Here is a 23,091-nt window from a genome sequence, read left to right as displayed (position 1 = left end):
CCGGGCGATGCGCTACTTGGCAGCCCCTCACCCTAGCCCTCTCCCCGCAGGGGAGAGGGAGTAGTCAGATCAGTCCTCGACGATCTGGCTGTGCGTGCGCGTGTCCTTCATGCGGAGGTAGACGATCAGCGACACGCCGATCATCGCGGTCACGTACCAATAGAAGCCGCGCTCCATGCCCTCGTTCTTGAGCCACAGCGCGACATACTCTGCCGTCCCGCCGAACATCGTGTTCGCCAGCGCATACGGCAACGCCACGCCCAGCGCGCGGACGTGCGCGGGGAACAGTTCCGCCTTCACCACCGCGTTGATCGCGGTGTAGCCGGTCACGATGAACAGCGACGCCACCACCAGGCCGAACGCCAAATAGGGGTTGGTCGCGGTTTCCAGGACAGTGAAGATCGGCACCGTGCACAGCACGCCGGCGATCCCGAACCCGACCATCAGCGGTTTCCGCCCGATGCGATCCGACAACGCCCCCGCCGCCGGTTGGAACGCCGCGTACAACGCCAGCGCCGCGGTCATGATCAGCGTCGCGGATTCCCGGCTGAACCCGCTCGTGTTGACCAGGAACTTCTGCATGTACGTGGTGTACGCATAGAAGGCGAGCGTACCGCCGGCGGTGAGCAGCAGCACGGTGAACGCCTCGCGCGGGTATTTGCTGAACAACAGCCACCCGCTCGATTTCGGCGTGCCGTCGGCCTTGGCGTTCTGATAGCTCTCGGTCTCGAGCAGACCGCGACGGATGCGGAACACGACCAGCGCGAGCACGCCGCCGATCGCGAACGGGATGCGCCAGCCCCAGGCGTCGAGCTGGGCCGTGTCCAGCGTCGACTGCAACAGCAGCAGCACGCCGAGCGCGAGCAACTGCCCCGCGATCAACGTGACGTACTGGAAGCTGGAGAAGAAGCCACGCCGCGACTTGCCCGCCATTTCCGACAGGTACACCGCACTGGCGCCATATTCGCCGCCGACGCTGAGACCCTGCATCAGGCGCGCGAGGATCAGCAACGCCGGCGCGATCCAGCCGATCGTCGCGAAGCCCGGCGTGATCGCGATCAGGAACGAACCTGCGCACATCAGCGTCACCGACAGCGTCAGCCCCGATTTGCGCCCGTGGCGATCGGCATAGATGCCCATCACCCACGCGCCGATCGGCCGCATCAGGAAGCCGACCGCGAACACCGCGGCGACGCTCATCAACTGCGCCGTCGAATTGCCCTTGGGGAAGAACACCGGTGCGAAATACAGGCCGAACGCCGAATAGACGTACCAGTCGAACCACTCGACGAGGTTGCCCGCCGACCCGCCGAGGATGGATTTGAGGCGGTGGTTCTTCTCGGGCGGAAGTGTGCTGCTCGCCATCATTTAGCTCCCTGCGCCGCTGGTGTCGTGGCAAACCCGCGCTTCTTGAGCAGCGCGTTCACATCCGGATCGCGGCCGCGGAAGGCGCGATACGCCTCGGCGCGATCGGTCTCGTTACCCGTCGACAGGAGCACGCGCGCGAACTTTTCCGCGGTCGCCTTGTCCCACGGGCTGCCGGCTTCCTCGAAGGCCGCGAAGGTGTCGGCGTCCATCGTCTCGGACCACAGATAACTGTAATAGCCCGCCGAATAGCTGTCCGACGCGAACAGATGCTGGAACTGCGGCACGCGGTGACGCATCACCAGTTGCTTCGGCATGCCGATCTCGGCGAGCGTCGCCGCCTCGAACTTGTCCGGATCGATCACGCCGTCGGGCACTGTGTGGATCTTCATGTCGACGATCGCCGACGAGAGATACTCCGTGGTCGCGAAGCCCTGGTTGAAGGTCCGCGACTTCTCGATCTTGTCGAGCAGGTCCTGCGGCATCGCGGCCTTGGTCTGGTAATGCCGCGCATATTTGTCGAGCACGTCGCGGGTGAGCAGCCAATGCTCGTTCACCTGGCTCGGATATTCCACGAAGTCGCGCGGCGTGCCGGCGAGCCCCGGATAATAGACGGTCTGGAGCATCGCGTGGATCGCATGGCCGAACTCGTGGAACAGCGTCTGCGCATCGTCGAGGCTGATCAGGATCGGCTCGCCGGGCGCACCCTTGGCGAAATTGTTGTTGTTCGACGACAGCACGAGCTGTGCCGGCGCGAGGCCGCGCTGGCCACGATAGGTGTTCGCCCACGCGCCGGACCGCTTACCCGTCCGCGCGAAGTCATCCCTGTAGAACAGCCCGACATCCTTGCCGGTCTTGTCCGTCACGCTCCAAACCCGCATGTTCGGCTCGAACACGGGAACGGTGCCGGTGATCTCCTTGAAGTTCAGCCCGTACAGCCGGTTGGCGGCGTACAGCGAACCCTGGATGATGTTGCCGAGCTCGAAATACGGCTTCAGCTGCGCCTGATCCAGGTCGTACCGGGCTTTGCGGACCTTTTCCTGGTAGAAGCGGTAATCCCACGGCTCGATCGTCAGCGAAGTGCCGGCGACCTTCTGCATGTCCGCCACTTCCTCGGCCACGCGCGCCTTCGCGGCAGGCCAGACGCGCATCATCAGGTCCATCGCCGCGGCGGGCGTCTTGGCCATCGTATCCTGCATCCGCCAGTCGGCATGCGTCTTGAACCCGAGCAGGTGCGCGCGATCGGCGCGTAGCTTCACGATCTGCGCGATCGTCGCGTTCGTGTCGTTCGCATCGCCATTGTCGCCGCGATTGACGAACGCGCGCCACACCTTCTCGCGCACCGCACGATCGGTGGCATAAGTCAGGATCGGATCAACCGCGCTACGCGTGTTGACGATCGCCCAGCCGGGCATCTTGCGCTCGACGGCGGCGGCCTTGGCGACCGCCTTCACGGTGTCGGGTACACCGTCCAAATAGGTTTCGTCCGTAACCGAGATCGCCTTGCTCTCGTCGGCCAGTAATTTCTCGCCAAAGGTCGAGAACGCGGTCGCAAGCTGCTGGTTATATTGCGAAAGCTGCGTCTTCTGCGCGTCGTTCAGCTTGGCGCCCTGACGCACATAGCTGTCGTAGATCCGCGTTACGAGCCGGATTTGCTGCGCGTCCAGCCCACTCGAATTGCGGCTCGCGTAGATCGCCTGGATACGGGCAAACAGCGGCTTGTCGAACGTGATTGCATCCGACGCTGCCGAGAATTTCGGCGACCATTCGCGATCGAGCTTCTGATAGGCCGGCGTGTTCATGTTGCCGGTCATCACACCGAACAGCGTCATAACGCGGCCAAAACGCTGGCCGGCCAACTGCATCGGCACGATCGTATTGGCGAAACTCGGCTTGGCCGGATTGTCCGCGATCGTACGATACTCCGCGGCGCGCTCGGCAAGCATCGTCTCGAACGCCTGCGGGAACAGCTCGGGGCGAACCTTGTCCCAGGGCGGCACGCCACCCAGCGGGCCAGTCCAGTCGGCGAGCAATGGATTGGCGGTGGGTGACACGGCGGGTGACACGGCGGGTGACACGGCGGGTGACGCAGCGGGTGCGGTCTGCGCGGCGGTCGAGGTAGACGCCATCAGCGCGGCTGCACTGGTGGCGAGGTAATGAAATTGCACATGGAACTCCCGGTCGATGTGCCCCGCATCATAGACATAAAGTTGCGTGGCGGAACCCTGTGTCGGGACGGCTCCCAATCCAAGTCACCACCCCGGCGCAGGCCGGGGCCCAATTGGCGTTGCCAACGTAACGGAGGATCGTCCGCAGCCACAATCGTTTCCCAATTGGGCCCCGGCCTCCGCCGGGGTGGTGCAAGAGCGTGCACGCACCCCCCTCAATACGGCGTTATCGAATACGGCCGCGCAGCCTTCCCCGTCGCCCAACGCGTATTCGGGGTCGCCTGCATCGTAAACCGCAGTTCGCCACCCCCGAGGATCTGCGCATGCGTAACGACGCTCTTCGCCAGCGCCTCGCCGTTCAGCGTCACCCGCCCGACATAGCGATTGGTGTCCGACAGCCCGTCCGCAATCACCGTAAAAACCTTCCCATTGGGCAACGTCATCGCAGCACGGTCGACGAACGGCCGGCCGATCACATATTCGCCCGTCCCCGGCGCGACCGGATAGAAACCGAGCGACGTGAACACGAGCCACGCCGACATCTGGCCGAGGTCGTCGTTACCCGACAGGCCGTCCGGGGTCGGCTTATACTGGCTATCGACGATCTGCTTGAGCCGCTCCTGCGTCCGCCAAGGTTTGCCTGCGAAATCATAAAGATACGCGACGTGGTGGCTCGGCTCGTTGCCGTGGATATATTGCCCGATCAGCCCGGCAATGTCCTCGGCATGGCTGTAGTCCACCTTCGAATTGTCGAAGTCGAACATCGCGTCGAGCTTGGCGACCACCTTCGCATCGCCACCGAGCAAACGGAACAGACCGCCCTGGTCGTGCGGCATGAACCACGAATATTGCCACGCATTGCCCTCGGTATAATCCGAGCCATAGTTGATCGCGGTCGGATCGAACGGCACGCGGAAACTGCCATCGGCCTTCCGCGCGCGCAGGAAACCGGTCTTCACGTCGAAGCTGTTGCGCCAGTTCGCCGCGCGCTTCTCGAACCGCACCGCGACGTCGATCCGCCCGAGCGACCGCGCCATCCGTGCGATCGTCCAGTCGTCATAGGCGTATTCGACCGTCTTCGACGCCGCCTCCGGCTCCTTGTCGATCGGCACATAGCCACGCGCGATATACTCGCCGAGCCCGCCATAGGGCTTGTAGTCCGCACTCGCGATCATCGCGTCGAGCGCAGCGTTCGCGTCGTACCCCCGCACGCCCTTCATATACGCATCGGCGATCACCGGCACCGCGTGATAGCCGATCATCGTCCACGTCTCGCGCCCGGCGAACTGCCACACCGGCAGGATGCCGTAGGGGCTATACTGCCGGCTGGCGACGAGCGAGCGGACGACGTCATCGGTGGTGCGCTCGGGCTGGATCAGCGTCAGCAGCGGATGCTCGGCGCGGAACGTGTCCCACAGCGAGAACGTCGAGCGAAAGGTATAACCGTCCGCCATGTGCACCTGGTCGTCGGGCCCGCGGAACCGGCCATCGGCATCACCCCAGACGCTCGGCGCGAGCAGCGTATGATACAGCGCGGTGTAGACGGTCGTCCGCATCGGCTTGGCGGCATCGATCGCGACCGCGCCCAGCGCCGTGTCCCACGCCGACCGCGTCGCCCCGCGAACCGCGTCGAAATCGCCCGGCTCGCTGGCCAGATTGGCGATCGCGCCCGCCTCGTCGACGCCCGACAGCGCCACGCGCACCTCCAGCGGCTTGGCGAGCTTGCCGAAATCGAGCCGCGCCTCGAGCGCGCGGCCGAGTTTCTCGGCGACCGCATCCGACCCCCGGCTGGGTCCCTGGAAACCCTTGTACGGCACGTCCGTCTCACGGTTGACGAACGCGTGGCCAGTGATCGGCGACGAGAACCGCATCGCGAAGAACAGCTTCCGCCCCGGTGCCCAGCCCCGCGTCTCGCGCATGCCCGTAAGCGTACCGTCGGGCATCAGCCGCAGCGACGACCAGGATATCTTGCCGGGATAGTTGTACAGCGAACTGCGCAGGTCGAGAACCAGATGCGCGTCAGCTCCCGCGCCGAACGTGTAGCGGTGGACGCCGATCCGCGCTCCTGCGGTCATCTCCGCGCGGACTTTCGCATCGTCGAGCGTCACCGCATAATAGCCGGGATGCGCAACCTCGGTCGCATGCGTGAACCGCGAGCGATAACCCGAGCCCGGCCGCGCCACGTCGCCCGGATCGAGCGACACGCTCGGCCCCGACACCGGCATCACCAGTATGTCGCCCAGATCGGAATGCCCCGCCCCCGAAAAATGCGTGTGGCTGAAGCCTTGGATGGTCGGATCGTCATAGCGATAGCCCGCCGCATGGCCGTAGCATTTGCGGATCTCGCACGACGTATCGGTGTCGGGGCTGAGTTGCACCATCCCGAACGGCGCGCTGGCACCGGGGAAGGTGTGGCCCTCACCACCCGTACCGATGAACGGATCGACCGCCTCGTATGGCGTCGACTTCGACTGGCCAGGAATCGCTGGTTGCGGCGTGGAGGATCGTGCCGGTGTCCCGGCAGCGAGGGGCGAGGTGAGCGACGTGGCGGCAAGCGCCATCAGGACTTGGTTACGCATGAGCGTGTTAAAGCAGCGAACGGCGCGCCCGCCAATGGCCAGCTGTCATCCCTCGTCGAGTGGCGGGTCTTCCGGCGATTGCGTCTGTGCCTCGGCCGCGGCGGCGATCAGCCGACGGCCGGTTTCCTCCGCCGCTTCGGGGGTCATCGCAACCGCGACGTCCTTCGGTCCGTCGAGCGTCACCTGGCCGCATTCGGCTGTCGCGGTGCCCGGCATGGTCTCCGGCTTTACCATGATGCGTCCTTCCAAACCCGTGCCGTACAACCGCTCGACGACCACCGCGTCGTCAGTCGCGAGTACCGTACAGATATTGCGGTTCGAACTCTGCAACGGCCGCAAGGCTTTTCGGATCCAGAATTTTCGCGATTCCTCCTTTGAAAGTCAGCAGGTTACGTTCGCGGAGCGCGCGCAGGACGCGGTTGACATGGACCCCCGTCAAGCCGCTGGTCTCGGCGATGTCGGGCTGCGTCATCGGCAACGCGAAGCTGCCGTCCTGAGCGAGACCGACCATCTCCAGCCGGGCGTTGAGTTCGCAGAACAGATGCGCGATCCGCCCCTCCGCGCTCAACCGACCCAAACGGAAAATCCATTCGCGGTGCATTGCCGCATCGAGCAGCGTGCTGAACCACAGCATCCGCGTCAGGTGCGGAAAACGCTCGGTAATCGTCTGCAGCGTGCGATGTTCGAAGGTCGCGATCTTGACCGGGCCGAGGGTGGCGACGTCGTGATCGAGCCGCTTCATCGGGAACGCGTGCAGGTCGACGAAATCGCCGGGTACGTGCACCGCCACAAGCTGTCGCTGCCCCTCGCGGTCATCCATATAGCGGCAGATGAACCCCTCCAGCAGGAGCGTGCTGATCTCGACGCGTTCACCGGCGCGGACGATCTGCTTGCGCGCCGGTTCCGCCCGAACCGATGCGATGCTGTCTTCGAGGACCTGTTTTTCGTCGTCGCTCAGCTCGTCGCGACCGCGCCCCAGCAAAAATTTACCCGAGATCATTCATGTCTCTTCCCCGTTCGATCCCGCTCCGCAACGGGCGTAGAAGAACCGATCTGCTTTCGTACTGATCCACATCAAACCTCGTACCGCAAGCGAAACATTGCGCGCGCTCGTGGGTTCCGTCCCGACCATGTACCAGCCCATATTCCAAAACGACCACCCCCTGGCCCGCAATTTCATCGCGACCGTGCAGGCGCCCCAATTCCCCTGCGTCGGCGCGAAATCCGCGCTGGCCCGCGGGCAGATGGATATCCTGGTTGCGCGCGACGTACGGTCGGCATGGGACGACATGCGGATTTCGCCGGCGCTGGCCGAAACGGTCCGCAAATACCGCGCCGATCGCGCCATATTCCGCACGCTGATCGTGCTGTTCGAAGCACCTGCCTTATTGTCCGAGGAACAGTTCGAGGCGCATCTCTGGGCGCGCGCGCAGTCGCTGTCGGACAAGGACGAATGGCTCGGCTACCGCCCCGATCCCTCCGTCAGCAGCGATCCCGACGACCCGCATTTCTCGTTGAGCTTTGCCGGCGAGGCTTTCTTCGTGGTGGGCCTTCATCCGAATGCGAGCCGTCCGGCGAGGCAATTCGAAACGCCCGCGATGGTGTTCAACCTGCACGACCAGTTCGAGGTACTCCGTACCCAGCAGCGCTACGACAAGCTGCGCTCGTCGATCCTGGCACGCGATCTGGAATATGCCGGTTCGATGAATCCGATGCTCGCGCGGCATGGTGAGTCGAGCGAAGCGCGGCAGTACAGTGGGCGCGCGGTCGACGAGTCCTGGAAATGTCCTTTCAAACGAGGTGAAGCACGTGGCTGATATCAAGACGATCCCGCCACGCTCGGGCGCCGGCTTCACGCTCGACAAGGGGCAGACGCTGACCGTGATCGATCCCGAGGGGCGGCAGGTATCGGATTTGCTTGCGTACAACCGCGCCGACGTGCGCGAGGCGATCTCGTCGGGGCGGACGCTCGATTATGCGAGCCGGCTGTACCTCACCACGGGCGACATACTGTATTCGAACCGCAGCAACGTCATGCTGGAGATCGTCGCGGACGATGTCGGCCGCCATGATTTCCTGCTGACGCCGTGTTCGAAGGAAACGTTCGCAATCATCTATGGCGACACCGATCCGCATCGCGGCTGTTTCGGCAACCTTGCCGCGGCGCTGGCACCCTGGGGCATCGAACCGGACCAGATTCCGGTCGCGTTCAACTGCTTCATGAACGTGCCGATCGATGGCGCCACGGGTGCGTTTACCGTCGAGCCGCCGCTGAGCAAGGCCGGCGACACGATCGTGTTCCGCGCGGCGATGGACCTGGTGATCGGGATGACTGCCTGCTCGGCGCTGCAATCGAACGGGGGGAGCTTCAAGCCGATCCAGTACCGGATCGACTGACGCCGTTCAAAAATATGGTGCCCCTGGCCGGAATCGAACCAGCATGCCTTGCGGCAACCGATTTTGAGTCGGTCGCGTCTACCAATTTCGCCACAGGGGCAGCGGCGGGTTGGCTAGACGAAGCGTTCGTCCGCCGCAAGCCCGCTTGATGCGGAATTATGGCCGTTCAGTTCCGTGGCGGTTGGCGGCGGTAGCTTAGCGCTTCAGCGATGTGGATGCGGCCAACGGTTTCGCTGCTGGCGAGGTCGGCGATGGTGCGGCTCACACGAAGGATACGCGTGTAGCCGCGGGCGGTGAGGCGCATCGCTTCGGCTGCTTGGGCCATCAGTTTTCGTCCCATTTCGTCCGGGGTGGCAACCGCGTCCAGTAGCGGACCATCAGCCTCGGCGTTGGTGCGGGCCGGGTAGTCACGGTAGCGGTCAGACTGGATCGCACGCGCTGCCGCGACGCGGGCGGCGACTTCCGCCGAACCTTCGGTTGGCGGCGGAAGGATCAGATCGGCGGCGCTAACGGCCTGCACATCGATGTGGAGGTCGATTCGGTCTAGTAGTGGTTATTAATCAAGCTTTCCGCTACGAGGCGCATCATGACGGAAAAGGCAATCATTTACGCACGTTGGTCCACCTTGGAGCAAGGGAATAGCGATCGGTCCAGCGAAGAACGCCAGATCATCGCCACCACCGGCTTTTGCGATCGTCAGGGTTGGGAGGTTGCCGGGAAGCCTCTAATCGACTCCGGACGGTCTGCGTTTACCGGTGAAAATCTGACCAAGGGCGAACTCGGAAAGCTAACGAAACGGCTGCTATCGAACGCGATCGATCCATCTGAGACAATCTTGGTCGTGGAGGAATTGGACAGATTATCGCGTCGTCCACCGGGTGAAATGTCCGCATGGATCATGCCGCTACTGGCGTCCGGGCTGACGGTAGCGATTGCGAACACCGGGCAAATCGTCACGCTCAAAATGATGAACGAAGATTTCGGTGGGTTCGTCACGCTGATGTCGCAGGCGTTCTCCGCATACGAGTTTTCGAGAAAACAGCGCGAACGTGGGAACGGATCGTGGGCGATGCGTCGCCGCAGTTATGAAGAGGACGGAATCGCCCTTGCCCGGATGCGTGGCCGGAAATGGCTGGCTTGGAATGCAGAGGAAAAGCGATTCGATCCCATCCCGGCGCGCGTGGCGGTAATAGAAGAAATGTTTCGGCTGCGGCTCGCCGGTCATGGGAAGGCAGCGATTACGAAGCTGTTCAACGAACGTGCGGCGAAGGGACAGGACGAATACCGGGTGTGGGTGTCAACAACCAAGAAACAGCCGGAGCGGTGGACCGTCAGCGCTGTGGGTCGGATCGTGCAGGACCCTGCGGTTACCGGATATCTTCAATTCTCGCATTCACCACGCGGGAAGGATCGGACTCCGATTGGCGATCTCGTAAAGGTATTCCCGGTAGTCATTTCCGCCGAGACATTTGCGCGGGCGAACGACAAACGTTTGACCAACCAGTTGCGCGTCCAAGGTCGCGGGCGTGCGGTATCCAACCTTTTGGGTCCATTGGCACGGTGCGGAACGTGCAACGGGATCATGGCTGCGATGGGATCGGCGCGGACGAAGGTCTGCAAGGATGGGTCCTTGACGCAGCACTATTTCCTGTACTGCCAGACCAACAAACTTTCGAAGGGAGCATCCTGCACGAATGCACGCGGATGGCCGTATTCCAAGATCGAAACGCCCATCCTCGACAAGCTGATGACGCGGGCGATGGATGACCAATATTTCCAAACCGATGATGACCTAACCGCACGGCTGGAAGGCCGCGTGGCCATCCTGTCCCGCCAGCTTATCAACCAACAGAATGCATCCAAACGCATCTTGGCCGCGATAGGGGGAGATGACGGAGACGACATTGGGATGGAAGCTTACCACGGGTCCCGCGAACGCGTCACGAAGACCAAAGAAGAGTTAGGAGAAGCTTCGTCCGCGTTGGCTGATGCGAAGGGCCAAGCGTCCCCTGCCGAGCATGTCGTACGGGTCTCAGAATTGCGGGAGCAGATGCAGAGCGATGACGATGAAGAACGCTATCAGGCGCGATCCATGGTCAAGCTTGCGCTGGCGAATATCTTGGATCGGATCGTATTCGAACCCGAAGACGGTACGGTATGGGCGGAGTTGATCCGAGGGCTTGGGATGGTCATGATCCCGGCACCACAGCCATATGGCCGGGGACCAGAGCGACCAGCGATGTTCTATGAACGAGCGGACGTGCAGCGCGGAAACGTGGACGCGGCGCTCCGTAACGCCTCTACAGACGAGAAAGAGACCATCCGGGCATACATGGAGCGTCGGATGACCTGATGGTGCTGTGCGGGAGTGAACGCCTTCCTGCACCGACCGCGCCGAACAAAAACGACTTCCGCTCTCGAAGGGGGGCTTTCATTCGCGGTACTACACGGGTCTAATAGTGACGTTCGAAGGGAGGTGATGTGAATGTTGACTGGATATCTCTGTTACCTCGTGGGCGCTGCCCTCTTCTCGATGTTGGCCGTCGAGGTCCTGTCGAGTTACAAATAGTTCCAAGGAGGGGGCGGCAATGCCGCCCCCTTTCACCTCGTTAACCGCCTGCCCGCTAACCATGACTCTCCACTCATGGCGGCATCGGTCACGTCAGAGACGGGTTTGATGGATCACAACTACATCTTGTTAGGCCTGTCGCTAGATGCCGGGAGTTGGGCGGACTGGTTCGCTGGAACCATGTCCTTTGCGGCGGTAGTTGCCGCTCTCTATGGTTATTGGGTCGTCCATGGGCAACGGATCGCGGACGCGAAGGAACGCGAGAAAACAACGGCGGAAACGGTCGGGTGGAAAGCCCTGCAAGTTTTCAACGATACAGCGACCGTCGCAAAGCATCTTAGGGAAAGCTTGGAGGACGATGGCCACGTTAGCTTCATGAGTCATAAGTTTGCGCGCGTCCGTCCTCTCGGGATACCGGATAGGCCGACCGAATATCTTACTCAGGGTGAAATCAGTCTTCTGATAAAGGTTAAAGGTGCGGGCATTCTGATGGATTTGCAGGATGCGTTAGCGCGGTATGACTCGATCAAGTTTGCTATGAACGAATATCGTATCAGACATGAAGCGCTCTATGAACTCATGCCGACACCTACTTCAACGAACGGTACGCTAATGACGCACCATCTAACCCAAGAGGAACACGATAAGATTGAACCGTATGCCAACATGCTCGATTCCCTACTTGATAGTCTGATCGAATTAGTTGCGGAAGGGGTCGAAAAGTCCTCCGACTTACTACGCATCTATCAAGAAACGATGAAGACGTATTTTGGGAGATGGCATTTCGTCTTCACGGGCAACGTTGACGCCAGCGATCTTACCGTATTCCGGTCGATGCCGATTAAGATGGGGAGACCGCCAAACAGCCAAAAATGATGATGCCACGAATTTTGCGCCTTGGCATAAGTAATCCTTGACCCTGATAGATATCCAACTCGACCTACTTGCCGACGCGTTGCGCGACTTCGAAACCAACCGTGGATGGGAGAAAGTCAAAGACCCTATCGACCAGCGGCGGCTTGTCTGGAGGAGAGCGATGATGGCCACGCCACCCGAACTTGAGCGACGTGGCGTTGATCACGGGTACAATTGGAAAGACTCCAATGTCGATCCGGGCTTGGCCATCCCCTACCCGCCATTCTGGGCGCGACGATCAACCGAAGAGTTGATCAACTTTTTCAATCCCCTCATTTCCACGAAGCCTACCAAGTCGTGAAAATCAGACTGTGACCGAACGTCATGCGTTGATGGTCCCGAGCAAAATTACGTTCCGCCTCACGCTTCGCAGCACGTAGACACGAATCGATCCACTCGCGATCTTAGTCGTCTCCCTCACTCCACAACTCTGAAAACAAACGCGGTACCGCAGACTCGTGGGGACCTTCGTCGTTAGGGTCATCGTAGTCGGGCTGGTCCGGGAAGCCCAAGAATGCGGGCATCATCGCAGGAACCAACGAACGATCCCACGCTTGGCGGGAATGGGTATGGCATCCTGTTTCTTCACTTCATCCATAGAAGCGTCCAAGGCCTTCAACAGGCGGTCGAATTCGGTACCGTGGTTGGTAGATGGTCTGCAAAGAATCGGTTGCAGCAGCTTTGTCATGAAATGTCATAGTGACGCCCTCCGATGATATTTAAGTTACATAGGCAAATCTTTTCGAATAACTGCCACTTTCGGCCTTTCTTAGTCGCGCAAAACCGTCCGCTCGGAAGCCGTCCGTGTCCCATCGTCGTAGACGTTGAGAACGACGGCGGGCGTTTCCTCGCCACGCTTCGGATACCACTGGTACGAACGACCATCGGGCAAGCTGAACACGATGAGAGGCGGACCGTAGATTTCCCGGTAGTCTTCATAGAATACTTCGGTGGGGGTAGCTTGGGGAAACTTGGACATGTCTAACTCCTTGAGACACGCACCACATCAACCCCAAACTACCTGTCCGCAATACCCTTCCGAAAGAAACTTGCCGAACTACTCGTCTTCAAACATCGCTTTCAGTTCGCTGATTGTTTGGTCGATCACGGAAAGCTTGGTGCGACAAGCGAGACAGTCGGCATGGCCGTAATCCCGCATTCTCTCCCGATCGTTCACCAGCATCATGATCGTGGTCGCGACCATTTCTTCCTGTTGCAGTTCGGAGAAATCGGACAACTCCGCGATGGTGTTGACCACTACGTCTTCGCTGTACGTCTTCATGAGTAGCACCCCTGCCGCGTCACAATGTTTCCAATCGTGGACCTCGACACTGAGAACTCCCCGGCAAGTTCCTCGTAGCTTTCCCCTTCCGCCGCTCTGGACCGGATGATGGACAGTTCGGCAGCACTCAGGCCAACCCGAAGGCTCTTGCGCGTCGATCGTGCCTTCCGTGGCTTGGACGGTACGTTCTCGGCGTCATGCTTGCGGGCATCATGCTCAAGCGCAGCATCGGCGGTGAACGTCGTGGTTGGTCGGGTATAGGTGTCCAACAACAGCGTGATGGCTTCGATCTTGGCATCGGTCCGCGCGCGATCCTCGTGAAGATACTCCAACTCCGTGTGGAGCATCTCGGCAAGGTCCGTGGAGACGGTCACTGGTCCATCTCCCCGGCGAAGGTCGCGGGTTCGGCAGCATCTTCGTGCAAAGCTTCCGACAACATCGCCTGAAATGACGATTTCTCGTGGTCATGCAGATTACTGGAGAACTTAAAGTTGTGCGTTGCCGGGTCTGGATCGGTCCAGTCCAGTAGCACGGTCACCTTTGCGTCTTCGCGAACGAAGGAAAACGTCTTCCTCGAACGTGGAAGATCAAACTTGACGCGAAGCGACCAATCATGCGGCAAGCCTCCGCCATTCACATTGGCTTCGGCGACAGCCAGAATGCGGTCGGTGATAAAATCGTTGTACAGAAATTCGGTCACTGGACGGTCCTCGGGTTCGGGTTTCTGAAAAAATCAAAAATCCGCCCGCGTCTATTTTCGAGAAGCCATACGGCTTTCTAAGACGATACCCGGCGTCCGGCTCAGCATGGCGGGTAAAACCCACACCGGGATTACCCGGCTTGTCGACCATTCTTTCAGGCCACGCTTGCTTTTCGTACACGCTCAGAGAGCGCCCCATAAAAAGTTCGACCGAAGCGCGCCGAACTTGCAACGCCGCTTCTACACGATTCTATGACCGGTACAAGAAGAATCTTCTACCACTTTTTCTTTGGAAGATTGCGGGAAGCCGGGGTGGATAGGCTGGACAAGAGTGTGGCCACGTCCCGGCACAACCGGGCTTCGACATCAACCCTTTGGGTCGATCAGCGCGCAGGACGGGTTAGGAGAACATCAACCGCGCACATTCTATTTATACAGGATCGGCAACAGTTAAGGCCATATGTTTCTATCGTTGACCGTGAAAACGAATGAAGGCGTGCAATCTATTACTAGACGCACGCCTCCACCTTGCTTATAGGCCAGTCATCCGGCACCGACTAATAAGGCGGCTTGCCACATGGGTTTCTCTCTTTCTCCACGGCCCGTGGTATAAAGATTGAACATCGAGGGGATCGGGTTGCAGCCCTACCCTCCGACGATCCGGGGTTTCGGTTTAACCGGCCCCGGATTAGTCCACCTACCTCCCAAACCGGACCGACCGCAAGCGTAAAGTGCAAGAACTGCCATGGTGGCAGTGTTTTTTGTTGACCGTCGCGTCAACTATGACGCGCTTTTCCGCCTTAGTCGGAAACAAAACAGTCCGTTCGACTGTCAAACTGCGTTCGTAACAACTGCGTTTAAACGCTGCGTCAATTCGCTCTGCGCGTATTATTGGCGGCTTCATCCTACTTTTCGTTGGCGTTGCGAGGACGTTGCATGATGTTGCGTGAAGGTTGCTTACATGGTGCAAGTTGGTTGGCAAAGGTTCGGCTTGGTCTGCGGCTACTCCTTCAACAACTCGTTGGCTAATACGTTGACTGGTCGGCAACTCGTTGCGGCGTATTCGGCAACGCGTTCGGTACGACGATTGCGGTGATCGTGCTGATGGTCATCGTACTGATCATCGCTTCCGGCGCTTCCTCGCATCATGGTTGTGCAGATACGACGCAACCCGCACCACGTCCGAGATGCGCTTCATCGACAATTGCGGCGTACCATCTGCGTCGATCGTCAATTCGTACTTCGTGGAGGATATCCCGAGATGGGCGAGCGCGGTGGCCATGATCCCGGTGAATATCGGCTTCAGAGGATGGATAGGGATCAGGACATACGCGGGATTGACCGGGAACGTGTTGGTGAAGCGCGCCATCACTTCACCGCCTTCGGACGACCCGGCTTCCTAACATCACCCTTGGCTTCACGTTCGGCACGCTCTTTGGCGCGACGGGCAACAGCAGCAGCAGCACGCTTGGCCCGGTCCGCCACCGCCTTGGCGTCGGCTTCCTCGACAGACAGGTCCACGGCCTTCGGCCCACGGTTCCGCTCTTCGTCCGTGATGCCAAGGTCAACGTACTCCATCTCGACCACGCAATGAGGCTGGGCAGCGAAGTAGTTGGCCAGATAGTCGGCTTGGCCACTGTCATAGACGGTCAACGTGACGGTTTCCGTGGACGCTGGATCACGGACGCTCGTGCGACACGCGAATTGAAGGATGGGTTCGTACTCGTTGGAGTGCGTCCACACGTCCGAGTTGACGCCAAGCAAGTTCATCACCGATCGCGCTTCGGCGTTGGGCTTCGCGCAATACAGCATCGTGGCGGCGTGGTATCCCGCGTACTGGTTCGATCCAGCCTGTAGCGGACTAAGCTTTACGCCACCGGTTCCAATCAGATCGGATGCATGGCGATCGTTGCACATCCACACTTGGTCACGGTTCCGAAGATACTTTGCGATGGCGTTCAGGTTGGCCTTGCCTTCCTCGGTATCGAACAGCGACTGTGACGCCTCGTGCTGTTTCGCGAAGAACTCGATACGGACCGTGCGCTCGGCAAACGTCCGCGATGATGTCAGGGGGACCTCTACCCACTGGATGTCCGGATTCAGATTACGCAGCATCTGGAACGTAAGGCTCTGGTCAAACCCGTTCGCCATGAACTCGACAGTCGAAAAGGCGTCCAGTTGATGGGGCGACCACAACGACCACCACGTCCAACGCCGACCATCTTCCATCTCACTCCAGTCCATGAGATTGCCAACCACGGCTCGACGGCTCGGTTCATGCTTGTGCGATCGACGTACCATGGACTGGTTGCAGTCTTCGGGCAGCGCAGTGGCAGCGGTGACGCGTTCGTGGAACGTGCGCAACAGACGGAAGCAATCATCACGCTCCAAATCCGCTGGTGTGGTCTCCCATCCCTCCCGGCTCAACGTCACGCTTGCCCACGACTTGTGGATAGGTTCCAAATCGTAGTTGCGCTCGAAGAACGCGCTCGATTGGCTGGTCTGCAAATCTTGGCGATCCAAGACGACTGGAGTTTCATCGATGATGATGGACCACCCGGCAAACCCGGTAAAATCAGACATCATCATGGCGCGATGGGTGATCAGGACGATGACATGATCCAAGCAACCGTAGTCGTTCGGAATATCCTCGACCTGTAGCCGTACGCTCGCGCCACGCTTGTTGGTGATGACCGCGATGGGGATCGACACACCGGCATTCGCTGCCATGTTGGACAGTAGACCAGCGTATTCCCCGATAGCCGCAACACGGTCCCGAACGACAAGATAGCGCCCCGAACAATTGATCATACGTTGGGCAGCTTGAAAACTCTTTCCTGCCCCGCAAGGCGCTGTGTAATATTGAATCCGCATGTTTCTCCGTAACAGTTGATACAAGGTTCGTTTAACTCTTGTTACGGGTATTTAGTCATAGTCGTACAATCCGTGTCAATATCTTTGAAAGTGTCATCCGCGTGCGGCAAGCGCCCACGGGCAATCGACCAAACCCGCCGCGATAAGATCGCCACGGTTTTGATCTCGTGCAGTTTAAGAATGGCAGTTTCCCGCCGATTTTAACCCGTGCCGTGCCGGTTTAATCCCGTAACAATAGAAATCTATAATAGGTGTCGTGTTACGCGTTTCTCGACTTCGTTTTTCAATCCGAAAAGGAATTCCAAATCAAGAAAGCGATTCCAGATTGATGGTTGCAAGCGACCTGCGGGAGTGCGCTGCCAACAAGATGAATCGTTTTCTTCACGAACCGATGGCGGCGAATAGATCGCGCAGCGATATCTTCGATGGCTTCGGTGAAGTGGTAGCCATATCGAAAACTTAATGTTGGATCGATCTCCATCGCCTTCGGCTCCACCAACCGAATGAAATCGATTTCAAACCGCCATGAATGCTCGCCGCAGGCGCTAACATACCCCCGGAGGGCATGGACGTGGCACGGCACGCAATTGACGCGCTGTACGGGCTTAAAACCGACCTACGCCACCATCGTGCCAAGCGGATGGCTGGTTCGTCCCCCGTCATAAATAACGGATGGACACCAACATCACAATTCATGGTCGCGAGGGATATTCCGCGCTGATCAAATCTATCGTGGACGGATCGATCATCGATCTTTCTGCCGCCACGGTTTACTTCGAAGTACCCGCCGCAGGCTTGCGCCTCCTACTTCCTGCCGATCCAATCGAAGCAACGTCATTGCGTCTGACATTGACGCGCTCGGACGTTGAAAAGCTTCCGACCGTGCCATCTCAGTTCGCGCTTGTGGACGAAACCGGCCTTCCGACTGTGTTGAAGCGTGGAGCGATCCAGCGGGACGGCTACAAGGGTGAACCCAAGTGAGCGCGTCCGACAACACGGATGACGTGTTCTTCGTAACCCCTCCCCTCCCCAACGTCCTGATCTTGGAAGCGCAGCCGTCCACCATCGGTGTGAAGGGTGACAAAGGCGATCGTGGCGACACGGGACCGATGGGACCTCCCGGCCTAGACGGTCGCAACGGTCTGGACGGTCTTCCCGGTCTCGACGGCGTTGAAGGCGATGCCGGACCTATTGGTCCGATTGGACCGAAGGGTGATGCGGGCGACCGTGGCCTAGACGGTTTGCCGGGTACCGAGGGACCGAAGGGCGACATCGGTATCCAAGGTCTGATCGGTCCGACCGGCGATCGTGGCCTTCCGGGTAGTGATGGCCGTACTGGTGACACCGGCCCACGTGGTGACCGGGGTGAAATCGGACCTCGTGGTGATCGTGGACCTACCGGCCCCGATGGCATCCAAGGACCAAAGGGTGACCGTAAAGACAGCGGTATCGCTGGCGTTGCCGGTGAAGCTGGTGCGCGTTGGTCTAAAACTTACTAGTTGTGGACCATGCCGATTACGATCGCCCCGCATGGTTCATAAGATAGTTGACATGGTTTTGGACCATGGCGCATAAATACCCCTGTAACTTATAGACCAAGGGGACCATCATGGCCAACATCGCATACTTCAGGGTTAGCACGGCAGATCAATCGATCGAATCTCAACGCCATACGCTCGGACAGACGTTCGATCGGGAGTACCACGACGCGGCCACGTCGGGCTCGGTGATCGCCACCAAGCGTCCCGGCTTTGCCAAGATGGTGGAGTTTATGCGTGAGGGGGATACGGTCTATGTGACCGCCATTGACCGCCTTGGACGTGACAGCATCGATGTTCAGCAAACCTACCGGGATCACTTCAAAACGAAAGGTGTACGCCTCTACGTCCACGGTCTGGGCTATACCGAGGGTGAGACTGGCGAGCTTATCCTCACGTTGCTCGCGCAGTTTGCGCAGATGGAGCGGAACCGTATCATCGCTCGTGCGGCCGGTGGTCGTGCACTGGCCAAGGAAAGCCTTGAGAAGACCGGTAAGACCCATCGTGGCAAGGCATCGCTTGGACGGCCATCCGAGACCGATGGGGCGGCAGTCGTGGCGTGGCGCAAGGCCAACCATGCGTCGATCGCGGACACTGCGCAGCACTTCGACATATCGCTGTCGTCGGTGAAGCGGTTTGCTCGGGAGAATGGACCGGGACTGTGATCCCGGTCCGCGCCAGTTACATTGGCCGCTTGCGCAACTCCTCAAGAATGGCCTTTAGGTAATCGTTCGTTCTGGACGTGTTTGTCGCAGTGGCAATGACGCAGATCGCCAATATGATGCTGATAACCGCGCTTACGAGAATGTAGCTTTCCACAATTTCCCCCATTCCTATTCAATTGTTTGGCGCAGCCTGTTCAGACCTGAACCGTGGCGCTTCGATGCTGGATGGTCGCGTTTCGTCAATGTTGATTATGCCCTTGGCGAAAAGCATCGTGACCCCGGCTGATACGACCGCAACGAACAGTTGCGCAGCAACGATCGCCCCGAATATGATCCAAAATAGCTTTTTACCAGTCATGGTGCCTCCCCTGCCCTCGACAGATCACGATACCGCGCAACACCTCCCGCGCAACCCTCAAGACCGCATTGGCACTGCACGAAGCTCGGAGCCGGAAGCCCGGTCAGCCGAACAATTCAACGTAGATCATATGCCCAACGACGATGGCCGTTGCGGCAATGAAATTCATCATCAACATCATCAAGCGGGTATGCCCCAAGAGAACGACGCCGCTTTTCTCAGCCCGTCCGCGATAGGTTATTACGTCGAGCTTGGCCTTGAGCATTCCCGGCTTCTGGTCAAACCGGGGAATGTCCGCGCCGACGAATGTTATCACGATTCCTATTTCGCGCTTAGGCCCAAACCTCGATGTCTTGAGGCGCAACGCCCCGCTCTCCAACACCGCGCTATCTATTTGCAGCCCGCCGTCGTTCCCGGTTTCTACTGCGGCATAGGCAATGAGATTACCGGGACGCCTTGGATAGATCAAAGTTTCCAGTGAGCGCATTCGCTCGGATCGATTGCGGATCGTAATTGTCCATCGATCAGCGCCGTCCTTTACCTTGATATCCAGCGGTTTCGATACCGCCGTGAAACTGTAGTAGAACCGGTTCCAGATAGATTGCAGCGCTGTCGGACCGAAACTTAACGCAACGAGCGCCGCCCCCGCCTGAGCCCACGCCGCCCATTCGACGTCACCTAACCACCCCAAATCGCACCCCCCCGGAGCCCCGCGACGCCATGATATTCCGCATCCACGGCCAAACCTATCCCGCCCGTCGATCCCCTTCATTGATCCAGAACGCAGACTCCCCCTGCGGCGCACCGCCAAGAACCAATCGAACACCCTCTTCACTACCGAACACGGGGACAGGGTTGAACACGTGTTTGAACAACGCCCCGCCTTTCACGTCGTCGTTGATCAATTTAGATACGGCATTCATTCGCTTATCGAACTTCGCCTTCAATTCGCGCTGGGCAATTGGCAACATCCGCGACAGACGGTCGGCGGTGGCTTGATGGTATCCAGTTTGGTTGGTCGCCGATGCGGGCTTCCAAACACCGCCGCCAATGTGGATCGCAAAAAACTTCTCACGGTGCCAATCGTGGTCGCTCAGTGAGCGCGAGGTGTAAACGTGTGCCATCGCTTGATTCCGCACATCTACGATTGCCGTATGGTCCGCCCACTCAGATTCACTAAGCCGGTCCTTATCTAGTTGGATGGACCCACGTTCGCCTTTGCTAGTGCTTGTCGAGGTGGCACGCGCGTAGAGCATGATTATCGTAGTCATCAGAGCGCGTTCAGTTGCCAATCGCGCCGCCGTATCCTCACTTTTCGGGCGGTCAACCAGCGCCGTTAAGGCGTCCATGCAATCGATAGCCTGCCGAATGTCCCCAAGGCATGACTGAACCCGCCAAGCTTGCGTCATAAATGCGCGAAGCTTGACATCCCCTCGCTTGGCCAGTTCGTCCGCCAGCGCGCCTAGATCGGTAAATTCAGGAAAATCCATTAGCGCCCCCGAGCTTCTTAAGTCACGATAGGACCCATCGCGGCGGTTGCCCACCCTTGCCCCCTCACGTCGCTGATCAGGGCTTAGAACCAGCATGGTTGGAGGATCGTAGGTTGATCATGACAAATGAGATTATCACCGCACAAACTTACCTCGACCGCCTTACCAACGAGGTGAGTGATTTGAGAGAGTCCGATCGCTATGGCCGCGACCAGATCGTCGCCGACAATGCTTGGTGTCGGTTTGCAGCGTCGTGCTTCGATGATGACCCCATGGTTATGTTAGCGAATCTGAAACAGCGCACAAACTTTTGGGCCAAAGAAGAACGTATTTCCAAGTTGGTTGACGAACACATTAAAGAGTTCAAGCGTCAGGCCAAGCATGGCCGTCATTTCGTCCACATAATCTGGTAAACTACGCATCTCAATAAAATATCGATTAAACCTCCATCTTACGAATACAAACTAAAGCAGATTGGCACTCAATTTACCTATCTTGCTCTTGGCCTGCCACAGCGAGTGCATGGGCACGTTTAAAGTCGCGTTGCATATCGCGACCTTCATCCATCGCAGACAGCATTTTCAAAACATGATCATCAATCGCGTCGATAAAAACCCATGACTCCGCGCCACCAGTGTTCTTGAAGAACGATGCGGCGGACATCGAGCCTATGAAAACACGTTCATCCAGCCGTCCCAAAGTACCATGCGCAAGAACGTTCCGAATTTTGGAAGCATCGTTGAAAGCCTGCGCCACTTTTTTCAGGCGCGCTCGAAGTTCCGGCATGGGTTTGTAGTCGGGGACCAATCCGTTGGGGTCACTTCCATATATACTGGCGACACTTTCAACGATTTTCTTTTTTGTGATAGCATCCAAAGCATGGACTAAGTGCTGAGCAACCTGATTGTCACCCAACCCCGAAAATGCGGTCACCAGCCGCCCAATAAGTAAATCAAACTGAGTGTGAATTAGAACGAAGCGCCCTACCGGCGAATAGGCGGACTCAACCTGCGCAGTGGACAATTCCGTGCTTACCGCATCCCAATCTACTCTCATTTTAACGCCCTTGCCCCGAATGGGTAACGGATGCCACGATACGTTCAACCATTCCAAACCTCCGCCTTCAGAAAGTAGGACGATCCAAGATTGTAGATGACCTCTTTCCGGGAGTGGTTGTCGAGGAAGAGAATGAGCGGATGGTTGTAGCTTTTCACGTATCCGTATTTGTATTCAGCGTCCTGATCGTTGCCGAACGTAAGCTGATACCCGGTGCCGACGATGAACATAGGTGCGTTCCTTACGGTTGAGGCCAGAGGCTACCGCAACCCGGTGTCGCCTGCCACCCAGTTTTAATCATACTGACGAGCTTGAAATGTTTTCGAGCATCGCCATCTGCATTTGTTCACTAAAATTTTTGCACAAAGGGTTTTTTATGGGCGGCGCAAAGAGAATGATGATGGAACGTGAGGACTTGGCGGGCGTGGCCCGTGGAATTCTTGTTCAGTCTGGCGCACTGAAGTCGTGTCCTATTCACGGAGACCTCTTCGAAGGCAACGGCGATGTCGAAGGGGCTTACAAGCTTGGCAACTACAAGATCACCCAAGGCGATATAGACCTTGGCATGTTCGACCGCGCCGAATTCTCCGCTATCATTAATGAGGAGTTCGAGGAAAATAGCGCTGCCGAGATGTGCGGCTACTGCGCAAAGCATCTCGACGACTAACCGTCGATAGGCGGATAGATGGACAGCGCCGGGAAGATCGTAGTGATACGACCTTCCCGGTGTAGCAATCTACTTTTCCACGTCACCATAGACGCTCAGGTCGATGCGGTCGCGCTGACCTTGCGTCAGCGCCTCGCCAATGCCCGCCAAGCGGCGATCGTTCGGCAGAACCAACCGAGCGCTTAAGTTGAAGTCTGCATACTTACCAGAGATACGGGGATGCAGAATAGCTGCAACTTCGACATCAGACTGACTAACGTAGCGCCCGGCCCATTTCTCAATGATGTGCTTAAGTGCGCGAAATTTCCCGTTCGGCGACGCGATCGTTTTTTGCGCATCGAGCCATTCATACGCGAGCCGAATGCAGTCATTGTGCTCGTGAAATATGTCAGCAGTGGGCTTCAACCGAAGCTTGGCCGCTTCTATTTCTTGGTCGGTTAACATTAATCAGTCTCCTTAGTACGACTG

28 protein-coding genes, 1 tRNA gene and 1 pseudogene are annotated in these 23,091 nt (G+C 58.6%); 9 read left to right on the top strand and 21 right to left on the bottom strand.

Translation table 11 applies throughout. From position 1 onward, the window contains the following. Positions 1 to 69: 69 nt before the first annotated feature. The 5 genes from AC3D24_RS00265 to AC3D24_RS00245 all read right to left on the bottom strand — a co-directional run bounded on the left by AC3D24_RS00265 (position 70) and on the right by AC3D24_RS00245 (position 7,112). The gene (locus tag AC3D24_RS00265; RefSeq protein WP_489027178.1) at positions 70 to 1,365 is read right to left on the bottom strand and encodes an MFS transporter; all 1,296 of its coding nucleotides are present in this window, start codon (positions 1,363 to 1,365) and stop codon (positions 70 to 72) included. Further along, positions 1,365 to 3,533 carry a M3 family metallopeptidase gene (locus AC3D24_RS00260; protein WP_489027177.1) on the bottom strand — a complete coding sequence of 723 codons (2,169 nt, stop codon included), beginning with the start codon at positions 3,531 to 3,533 and terminating at the stop codon, positions 1,365 to 1,367. Before AC3D24_RS00260 ends, AC3D24_RS00265 begins: the two co-directional genes overlap by 1 nt. A gap of 215 nt (positions 3,534 to 3,748) precedes the next feature. Continuing rightward, entirely contained in the window at positions 3,749 to 6,112 is a 2,364-nt protein-coding gene (locus tag AC3D24_RS00255) for a GH92 family glycosyl hydrolase (protein WP_489027176.1), read from the bottom strand. 45 nt (positions 6,113 to 6,157) lie between these two features. Beyond that, positions 6,158 to 6,346 (bottom strand): hypothetical protein, encoded by a 189-nt coding sequence (locus tag AC3D24_RS00250; RefSeq protein ID WP_489027174.1) that lies wholly within the window; start codon positions 6,344 to 6,346, stop codon positions 6,158 to 6,160. A gap of 52 nt (positions 6,347 to 6,398) precedes the next feature. Next, entirely contained in the window at positions 6,399 to 7,112 is a 714-nt protein-coding gene (locus AC3D24_RS00245) for a Crp/Fnr family transcriptional regulator (protein WP_489027173.1), read from the bottom strand. 130 nt (positions 7,113 to 7,242) lie between these two features. Here AC3D24_RS00245 and gntA point away from each other — a divergent pair, with 130 nt between their 5' ends. Beyond that, entirely contained in the window at positions 7,243 to 7,929 is a 687-nt protein-coding gene (gene gntA / locus AC3D24_RS00240; RefSeq protein WP_489032981.1) for a guanitoxin biosynthesis heme-dependent pre-guanitoxin N-hydroxylase GntA, read from the top strand. Next, the gene (locus AC3D24_RS00235; protein WP_489027172.1) at positions 7,922 to 8,509 is read left to right on the top strand and encodes a DUF1989 domain-containing protein; all 588 of its coding nucleotides are present in this window, start codon (positions 7,922 to 7,924) and stop codon (positions 8,507 to 8,509) included. Before gntA ends, AC3D24_RS00235 begins: the two co-directional genes overlap by 8 nt. 15 nt (positions 8,510 to 8,524) lie before the next feature. Here AC3D24_RS00235 and AC3D24_RS00230 read toward each other — a convergent pair. Continuing rightward, positions 8,525 to 8,609 (bottom strand) — tRNA-Leu (locus AC3D24_RS00230). A 66-nt stretch (positions 8,610 to 8,675) separates the two neighbouring features. Continuing rightward, positions 8,676 to 9,062, bottom strand: a pseudogene (locus AC3D24_RS00225) (magnesium chelatase subunit ChlI family protein); the annotation flags it as partial. Between the two features lie 33 nt (positions 9,063 to 9,095). Here AC3D24_RS00225 and AC3D24_RS00220 point away from each other — a divergent pair. The 3 genes from AC3D24_RS00220 (at position 9,096) to AC3D24_RS00210 (ending at position 12,294) form a co-directional block, all read left to right on the top strand. Further along, complete coding sequence (locus AC3D24_RS00220; protein ID WP_489027171.1) at positions 9,096 to 10,862, top strand: recombinase family protein; 1,767 nt, start codon at positions 9,096 to 9,098, stop codon at positions 10,860 to 10,862. Positions 10,863 to 11,186: 324 nt separating this feature from the next. Continuing rightward, positions 11,187 to 11,954 (top strand): hypothetical protein, encoded by a 768-nt coding sequence (locus AC3D24_RS00215; protein WP_489027169.1) that lies wholly within the window; start codon positions 11,187 to 11,189, stop codon positions 11,952 to 11,954. 37 nt (positions 11,955 to 11,991) lie between these two features. Continuing rightward, positions 11,992 to 12,294, top strand: a complete 303-nt coding sequence (locus AC3D24_RS00210) for a hypothetical protein (RefSeq protein WP_489027168.1) — start codon at positions 11,992 to 11,994, stop codon at positions 12,292 to 12,294. Positions 12,295 to 12,516: 222 nt separating this feature from the next. Here AC3D24_RS00210 and AC3D24_RS00205 read toward each other — a convergent pair whose 3' ends face one another. The 8 genes from AC3D24_RS00205 to AC3D24_RS00170 form a co-directional block, all read right to left on the bottom strand. Further along, positions 12,517 to 12,681 carry a hypothetical protein gene (locus tag AC3D24_RS00205; protein ID WP_489027166.1) on the bottom strand — a complete coding sequence of 55 codons (165 nt, stop codon included), beginning with the start codon at positions 12,679 to 12,681 and terminating at the stop codon, positions 12,517 to 12,519. A gap of 81 nt (positions 12,682 to 12,762) precedes the next feature. Next, on the bottom strand, positions 12,763 to 12,972 hold the full coding sequence (locus AC3D24_RS00200; protein WP_489027165.1) for a hypothetical protein: 210 nt from the start codon (positions 12,970 to 12,972) through the stop codon (positions 12,763 to 12,765). Between the two features lie 78 nt (positions 12,973 to 13,050). Continuing rightward, the gene (locus tag AC3D24_RS00195; RefSeq protein WP_489027164.1) at positions 13,051 to 13,275 is read right to left on the bottom strand and encodes a hypothetical protein; all 225 of its coding nucleotides are present in this window, start codon (positions 13,273 to 13,275) and stop codon (positions 13,051 to 13,053) included. Continuing rightward, entirely contained in the window at positions 13,272 to 13,649 is a 378-nt protein-coding gene (locus AC3D24_RS00190; protein ID WP_489027163.1) for a hypothetical protein, read from the bottom strand. Before AC3D24_RS00190 ends, AC3D24_RS00195 begins: the two co-directional genes overlap by 4 nt. Then, a complete protein-coding gene (locus AC3D24_RS00185) occupies positions 13,646 to 13,975 on the bottom strand; it encodes a hypothetical protein (RefSeq protein ID WP_489027162.1) in 330 nt (109 codons plus the stop codon). Before AC3D24_RS00185 ends, AC3D24_RS00190 begins: the two co-directional genes overlap by 4 nt. 1,120 nt (positions 13,976 to 15,095) lie before the next feature. Next, on the bottom strand, positions 15,096 to 15,344 hold the full coding sequence (locus AC3D24_RS00180; RefSeq protein WP_489027160.1) for a hypothetical protein: 249 nt from the start codon (positions 15,342 to 15,344) through the stop codon (positions 15,096 to 15,098). Continuing rightward, positions 15,344 to 16,849: a hypothetical protein gene (locus AC3D24_RS00175; protein WP_489027158.1), complete on the bottom strand. Its 1,506-nt coding sequence runs from the start codon at positions 16,847 to 16,849 to the stop codon at positions 15,344 to 15,346. The genes AC3D24_RS00180 and AC3D24_RS00175 overlap by 1 nt, the downstream gene beginning before the upstream one ends. A 283-nt stretch (positions 16,850 to 17,132) precedes the next feature. Next, positions 17,133 to 17,330, bottom strand: a complete 198-nt coding sequence (locus AC3D24_RS00170) for a hypothetical protein (RefSeq protein WP_489027157.1) — start codon at positions 17,328 to 17,330, stop codon at positions 17,133 to 17,135. A gap of 191 nt (positions 17,331 to 17,521) precedes the next feature. On the opposite strand from AC3D24_RS00170, the gene AC3D24_RS00165 reads away from it, so the two are divergent. Both AC3D24_RS00165 and AC3D24_RS00160 read left to right on the top strand, forming a co-directional pair. Next, positions 17,522 to 17,830, top strand: a complete 309-nt coding sequence (locus AC3D24_RS00165; protein WP_489027155.1) for a hypothetical protein — start codon at positions 17,522 to 17,524, stop codon at positions 17,828 to 17,830. A 628-nt stretch (positions 17,831 to 18,458) separates the two neighbouring features. After that, on the top strand, positions 18,459 to 19,052 hold the full coding sequence (locus tag AC3D24_RS00160; protein WP_489027153.1) for a recombinase family protein: 594 nt from the start codon (positions 18,459 to 18,461) through the stop codon (positions 19,050 to 19,052). A 172-nt stretch (positions 19,053 to 19,224) separates the two neighbouring features. Here the strand turns inward: AC3D24_RS00160 and AC3D24_RS00155 are convergent, their stop codons facing one another. The 3 genes from AC3D24_RS00155 to AC3D24_RS00145 all read right to left on the bottom strand — a co-directional run bounded on the left by AC3D24_RS00155 (position 19,225) and on the right by AC3D24_RS00145 (position 20,900). Continuing rightward, entirely contained in the window at positions 19,225 to 19,410 is a 186-nt protein-coding gene (locus AC3D24_RS00155) for a hypothetical protein (RefSeq protein ID WP_489027151.1), read from the bottom strand. 103 nt (positions 19,411 to 19,513) lie between these two features. Next, complete coding sequence (locus tag AC3D24_RS00150; RefSeq protein ID WP_489027149.1) at positions 19,514 to 20,101, bottom strand: hypothetical protein; 588 nt, start codon at positions 20,099 to 20,101, stop codon at positions 19,514 to 19,516. 55 nt (positions 20,102 to 20,156) lie between these two features. After that, a complete protein-coding gene (locus tag AC3D24_RS00145) occupies positions 20,157 to 20,900 on the bottom strand; it encodes a hypothetical protein (protein ID WP_489027148.1) in 744 nt (247 codons plus the stop codon). Positions 20,901 to 21,019: 119 nt separating this feature from the next. Here AC3D24_RS00145 and AC3D24_RS00140 point away from each other — a divergent pair, with 119 nt between their 5' ends. Beyond that, entirely contained in the window at positions 21,020 to 21,313 is a 294-nt protein-coding gene (locus tag AC3D24_RS00140; protein WP_489027146.1) for a hypothetical protein, read from the top strand. A 73-nt stretch (positions 21,314 to 21,386) separates the two neighbouring features. Here AC3D24_RS00140 and AC3D24_RS00135 read toward each other — a convergent pair whose 3' ends face one another. Further along, positions 21,387 to 21,956 (bottom strand): hypothetical protein, encoded by a 570-nt coding sequence (locus AC3D24_RS00135; RefSeq protein WP_489027144.1) that lies wholly within the window; start codon positions 21,954 to 21,956, stop codon positions 21,387 to 21,389. A 44-nt stretch (positions 21,957 to 22,000) separates the two neighbouring features. Next, positions 22,001 to 22,186, bottom strand: coding sequence for a hypothetical protein (locus AC3D24_RS00130; RefSeq protein WP_489027142.1), 186 nt, complete (start codon positions 22,184 to 22,186; stop codon positions 22,001 to 22,003). An 86-nt stretch (positions 22,187 to 22,272) separates the two neighbouring features. Here AC3D24_RS00130 and AC3D24_RS00125 point away from each other — a divergent pair, with 86 nt between their 5' ends. Further along, the gene (locus AC3D24_RS00125) at positions 22,273 to 22,623 is read left to right on the top strand and encodes a hypothetical protein (RefSeq protein WP_489027140.1); all 351 of its coding nucleotides are present in this window, start codon (positions 22,273 to 22,275) and stop codon (positions 22,621 to 22,623) included. A gap of 69 nt (positions 22,624 to 22,692) precedes the next feature. On the opposite strand, the gene AC3D24_RS00120 is transcribed toward AC3D24_RS00125, so the two are convergent. Next, positions 22,693 to 23,067 carry a hypothetical protein gene (locus AC3D24_RS00120; RefSeq protein ID WP_489027139.1) on the bottom strand — a complete coding sequence of 125 codons (375 nt, stop codon included), beginning with the start codon at positions 23,065 to 23,067 and terminating at the stop codon, positions 22,693 to 22,695. Positions 23,068 to 23,091: the final 24 nt, after the last annotated feature.

It is taken from the genome of Sphingomonas sp. SL1004 (assembly GCF_057815015.1).
Note: the sequence above shows the minus strand (reverse complement) of the source record. Positions and strands in the feature narration are given on the sequence as shown.

Excerpts from the sequence above, each read along its gene's own strand:
- AC3D24_RS00265 (WP_489027178.1), bottom strand. The coding sequence starts at position 1,365 with ATGGCGAGCAGCACACTTCCGCCCGAGAAGAACCACCGCCTCAAATCC.
- AC3D24_RS00255 (WP_489027176.1), bottom strand. The coding sequence starts at position 6,112 with ATGCGTAACCAAGTCCTGATGGCGCTTGCCGCCACGTCGCTCACCTCG.
- AC3D24_RS00250 (WP_489027174.1), bottom strand. The coding sequence starts at position 6,346 with ATGGTAAAGCCGGAGACCATGCCGGGCACCGCGACAGCCGAATGCGGC.
- AC3D24_RS00245 (WP_489027173.1), bottom strand. The coding sequence starts at position 7,112 with ATGATCTCGGGTAAATTTTTGCTGGGGCGCGGTCGCGACGAGCTGAGC.
- gntA (WP_489032981.1), top strand. The coding sequence starts at position 7,243 with ATGTACCAGCCCATATTCCAAAACGACCACCCCCTGGCCCGCAATTTC.
- AC3D24_RS00220 (WP_489027171.1), top strand. The coding sequence starts at position 9,096 with ATGACGGAAAAGGCAATCATTTACGCACGTTGGTCCACCTTGGAGCAA.
- AC3D24_RS00215 (WP_489027169.1), top strand. The coding sequence starts at position 11,187 with ATGGATCACAACTACATCTTGTTAGGCCTGTCGCTAGATGCCGGGAGT.
- AC3D24_RS00205 (WP_489027166.1), bottom strand. The coding sequence starts at position 12,681 with ATGACAAAGCTGCTGCAACCGATTCTTTGCAGACCATCTACCAACCAC.
- AC3D24_RS00200 (WP_489027165.1), bottom strand. The coding sequence starts at position 12,972 with ATGTCCAAGTTTCCCCAAGCTACCCCCACCGAAGTATTCTATGAAGAC.
- AC3D24_RS00195 (WP_489027164.1), bottom strand. The coding sequence starts at position 13,275 with ATGAAGACGTACAGCGAAGACGTAGTGGTCAACACCATCGCGGAGTTG.
- AC3D24_RS00180 (WP_489027160.1), bottom strand. The coding sequence starts at position 15,344 with ATGGCGCGCTTCACCAACACGTTCCCGGTCAATCCCGCGTATGTCCTG.
- AC3D24_RS00175 (WP_489027158.1), bottom strand. The coding sequence starts at position 16,849 with ATGCGGATTCAATATTACACAGCGCCTTGCGGGGCAGGAAAGAGTTTT.
- AC3D24_RS00170 (WP_489027157.1), bottom strand. The coding sequence starts at position 17,330 with ATGGAGATCGATCCAACATTAAGTTTTCGATATGGCTACCACTTCACC.
- AC3D24_RS00165 (WP_489027155.1), top strand. The coding sequence starts at position 17,522 with ATGGACACCAACATCACAATTCATGGTCGCGAGGGATATTCCGCGCTG.
- AC3D24_RS00160 (WP_489027153.1), top strand. The coding sequence starts at position 18,459 with ATGGCCAACATCGCATACTTCAGGGTTAGCACGGCAGATCAATCGATC.
- AC3D24_RS00155 (WP_489027151.1), bottom strand. The coding sequence starts at position 19,410 with ATGACTGGTAAAAAGCTATTTTGGATCATATTCGGGGCGATCGTTGCT.
- AC3D24_RS00145 (WP_489027148.1), bottom strand. The coding sequence starts at position 20,900 with ATGGATTTTCCTGAATTTACCGATCTAGGCGCGCTGGCGGACGAACTG.
- AC3D24_RS00140 (WP_489027146.1), top strand. The coding sequence starts at position 21,020 with ATGACAAATGAGATTATCACCGCACAAACTTACCTCGACCGCCTTACC.
- AC3D24_RS00135 (WP_489027144.1), bottom strand. The coding sequence starts at position 21,956 with ATGAGAGTAGATTGGGATGCGGTAAGCACGGAATTGTCCACTGCGCAG.
- AC3D24_RS00130 (WP_489027142.1), bottom strand. The coding sequence starts at position 22,186 with ATGTTCATCGTCGGCACCGGGTATCAGCTTACGTTCGGCAACGATCAG.
- AC3D24_RS00125 (WP_489027140.1), top strand. The coding sequence starts at position 22,273 with ATGTTTTCGAGCATCGCCATCTGCATTTGTTCACTAAAATTTTTGCAC.
- AC3D24_RS00120 (WP_489027139.1), bottom strand. The coding sequence starts at position 23,067 with ATGTTAACCGACCAAGAAATAGAAGCGGCCAAGCTTCGGTTGAAGCCC.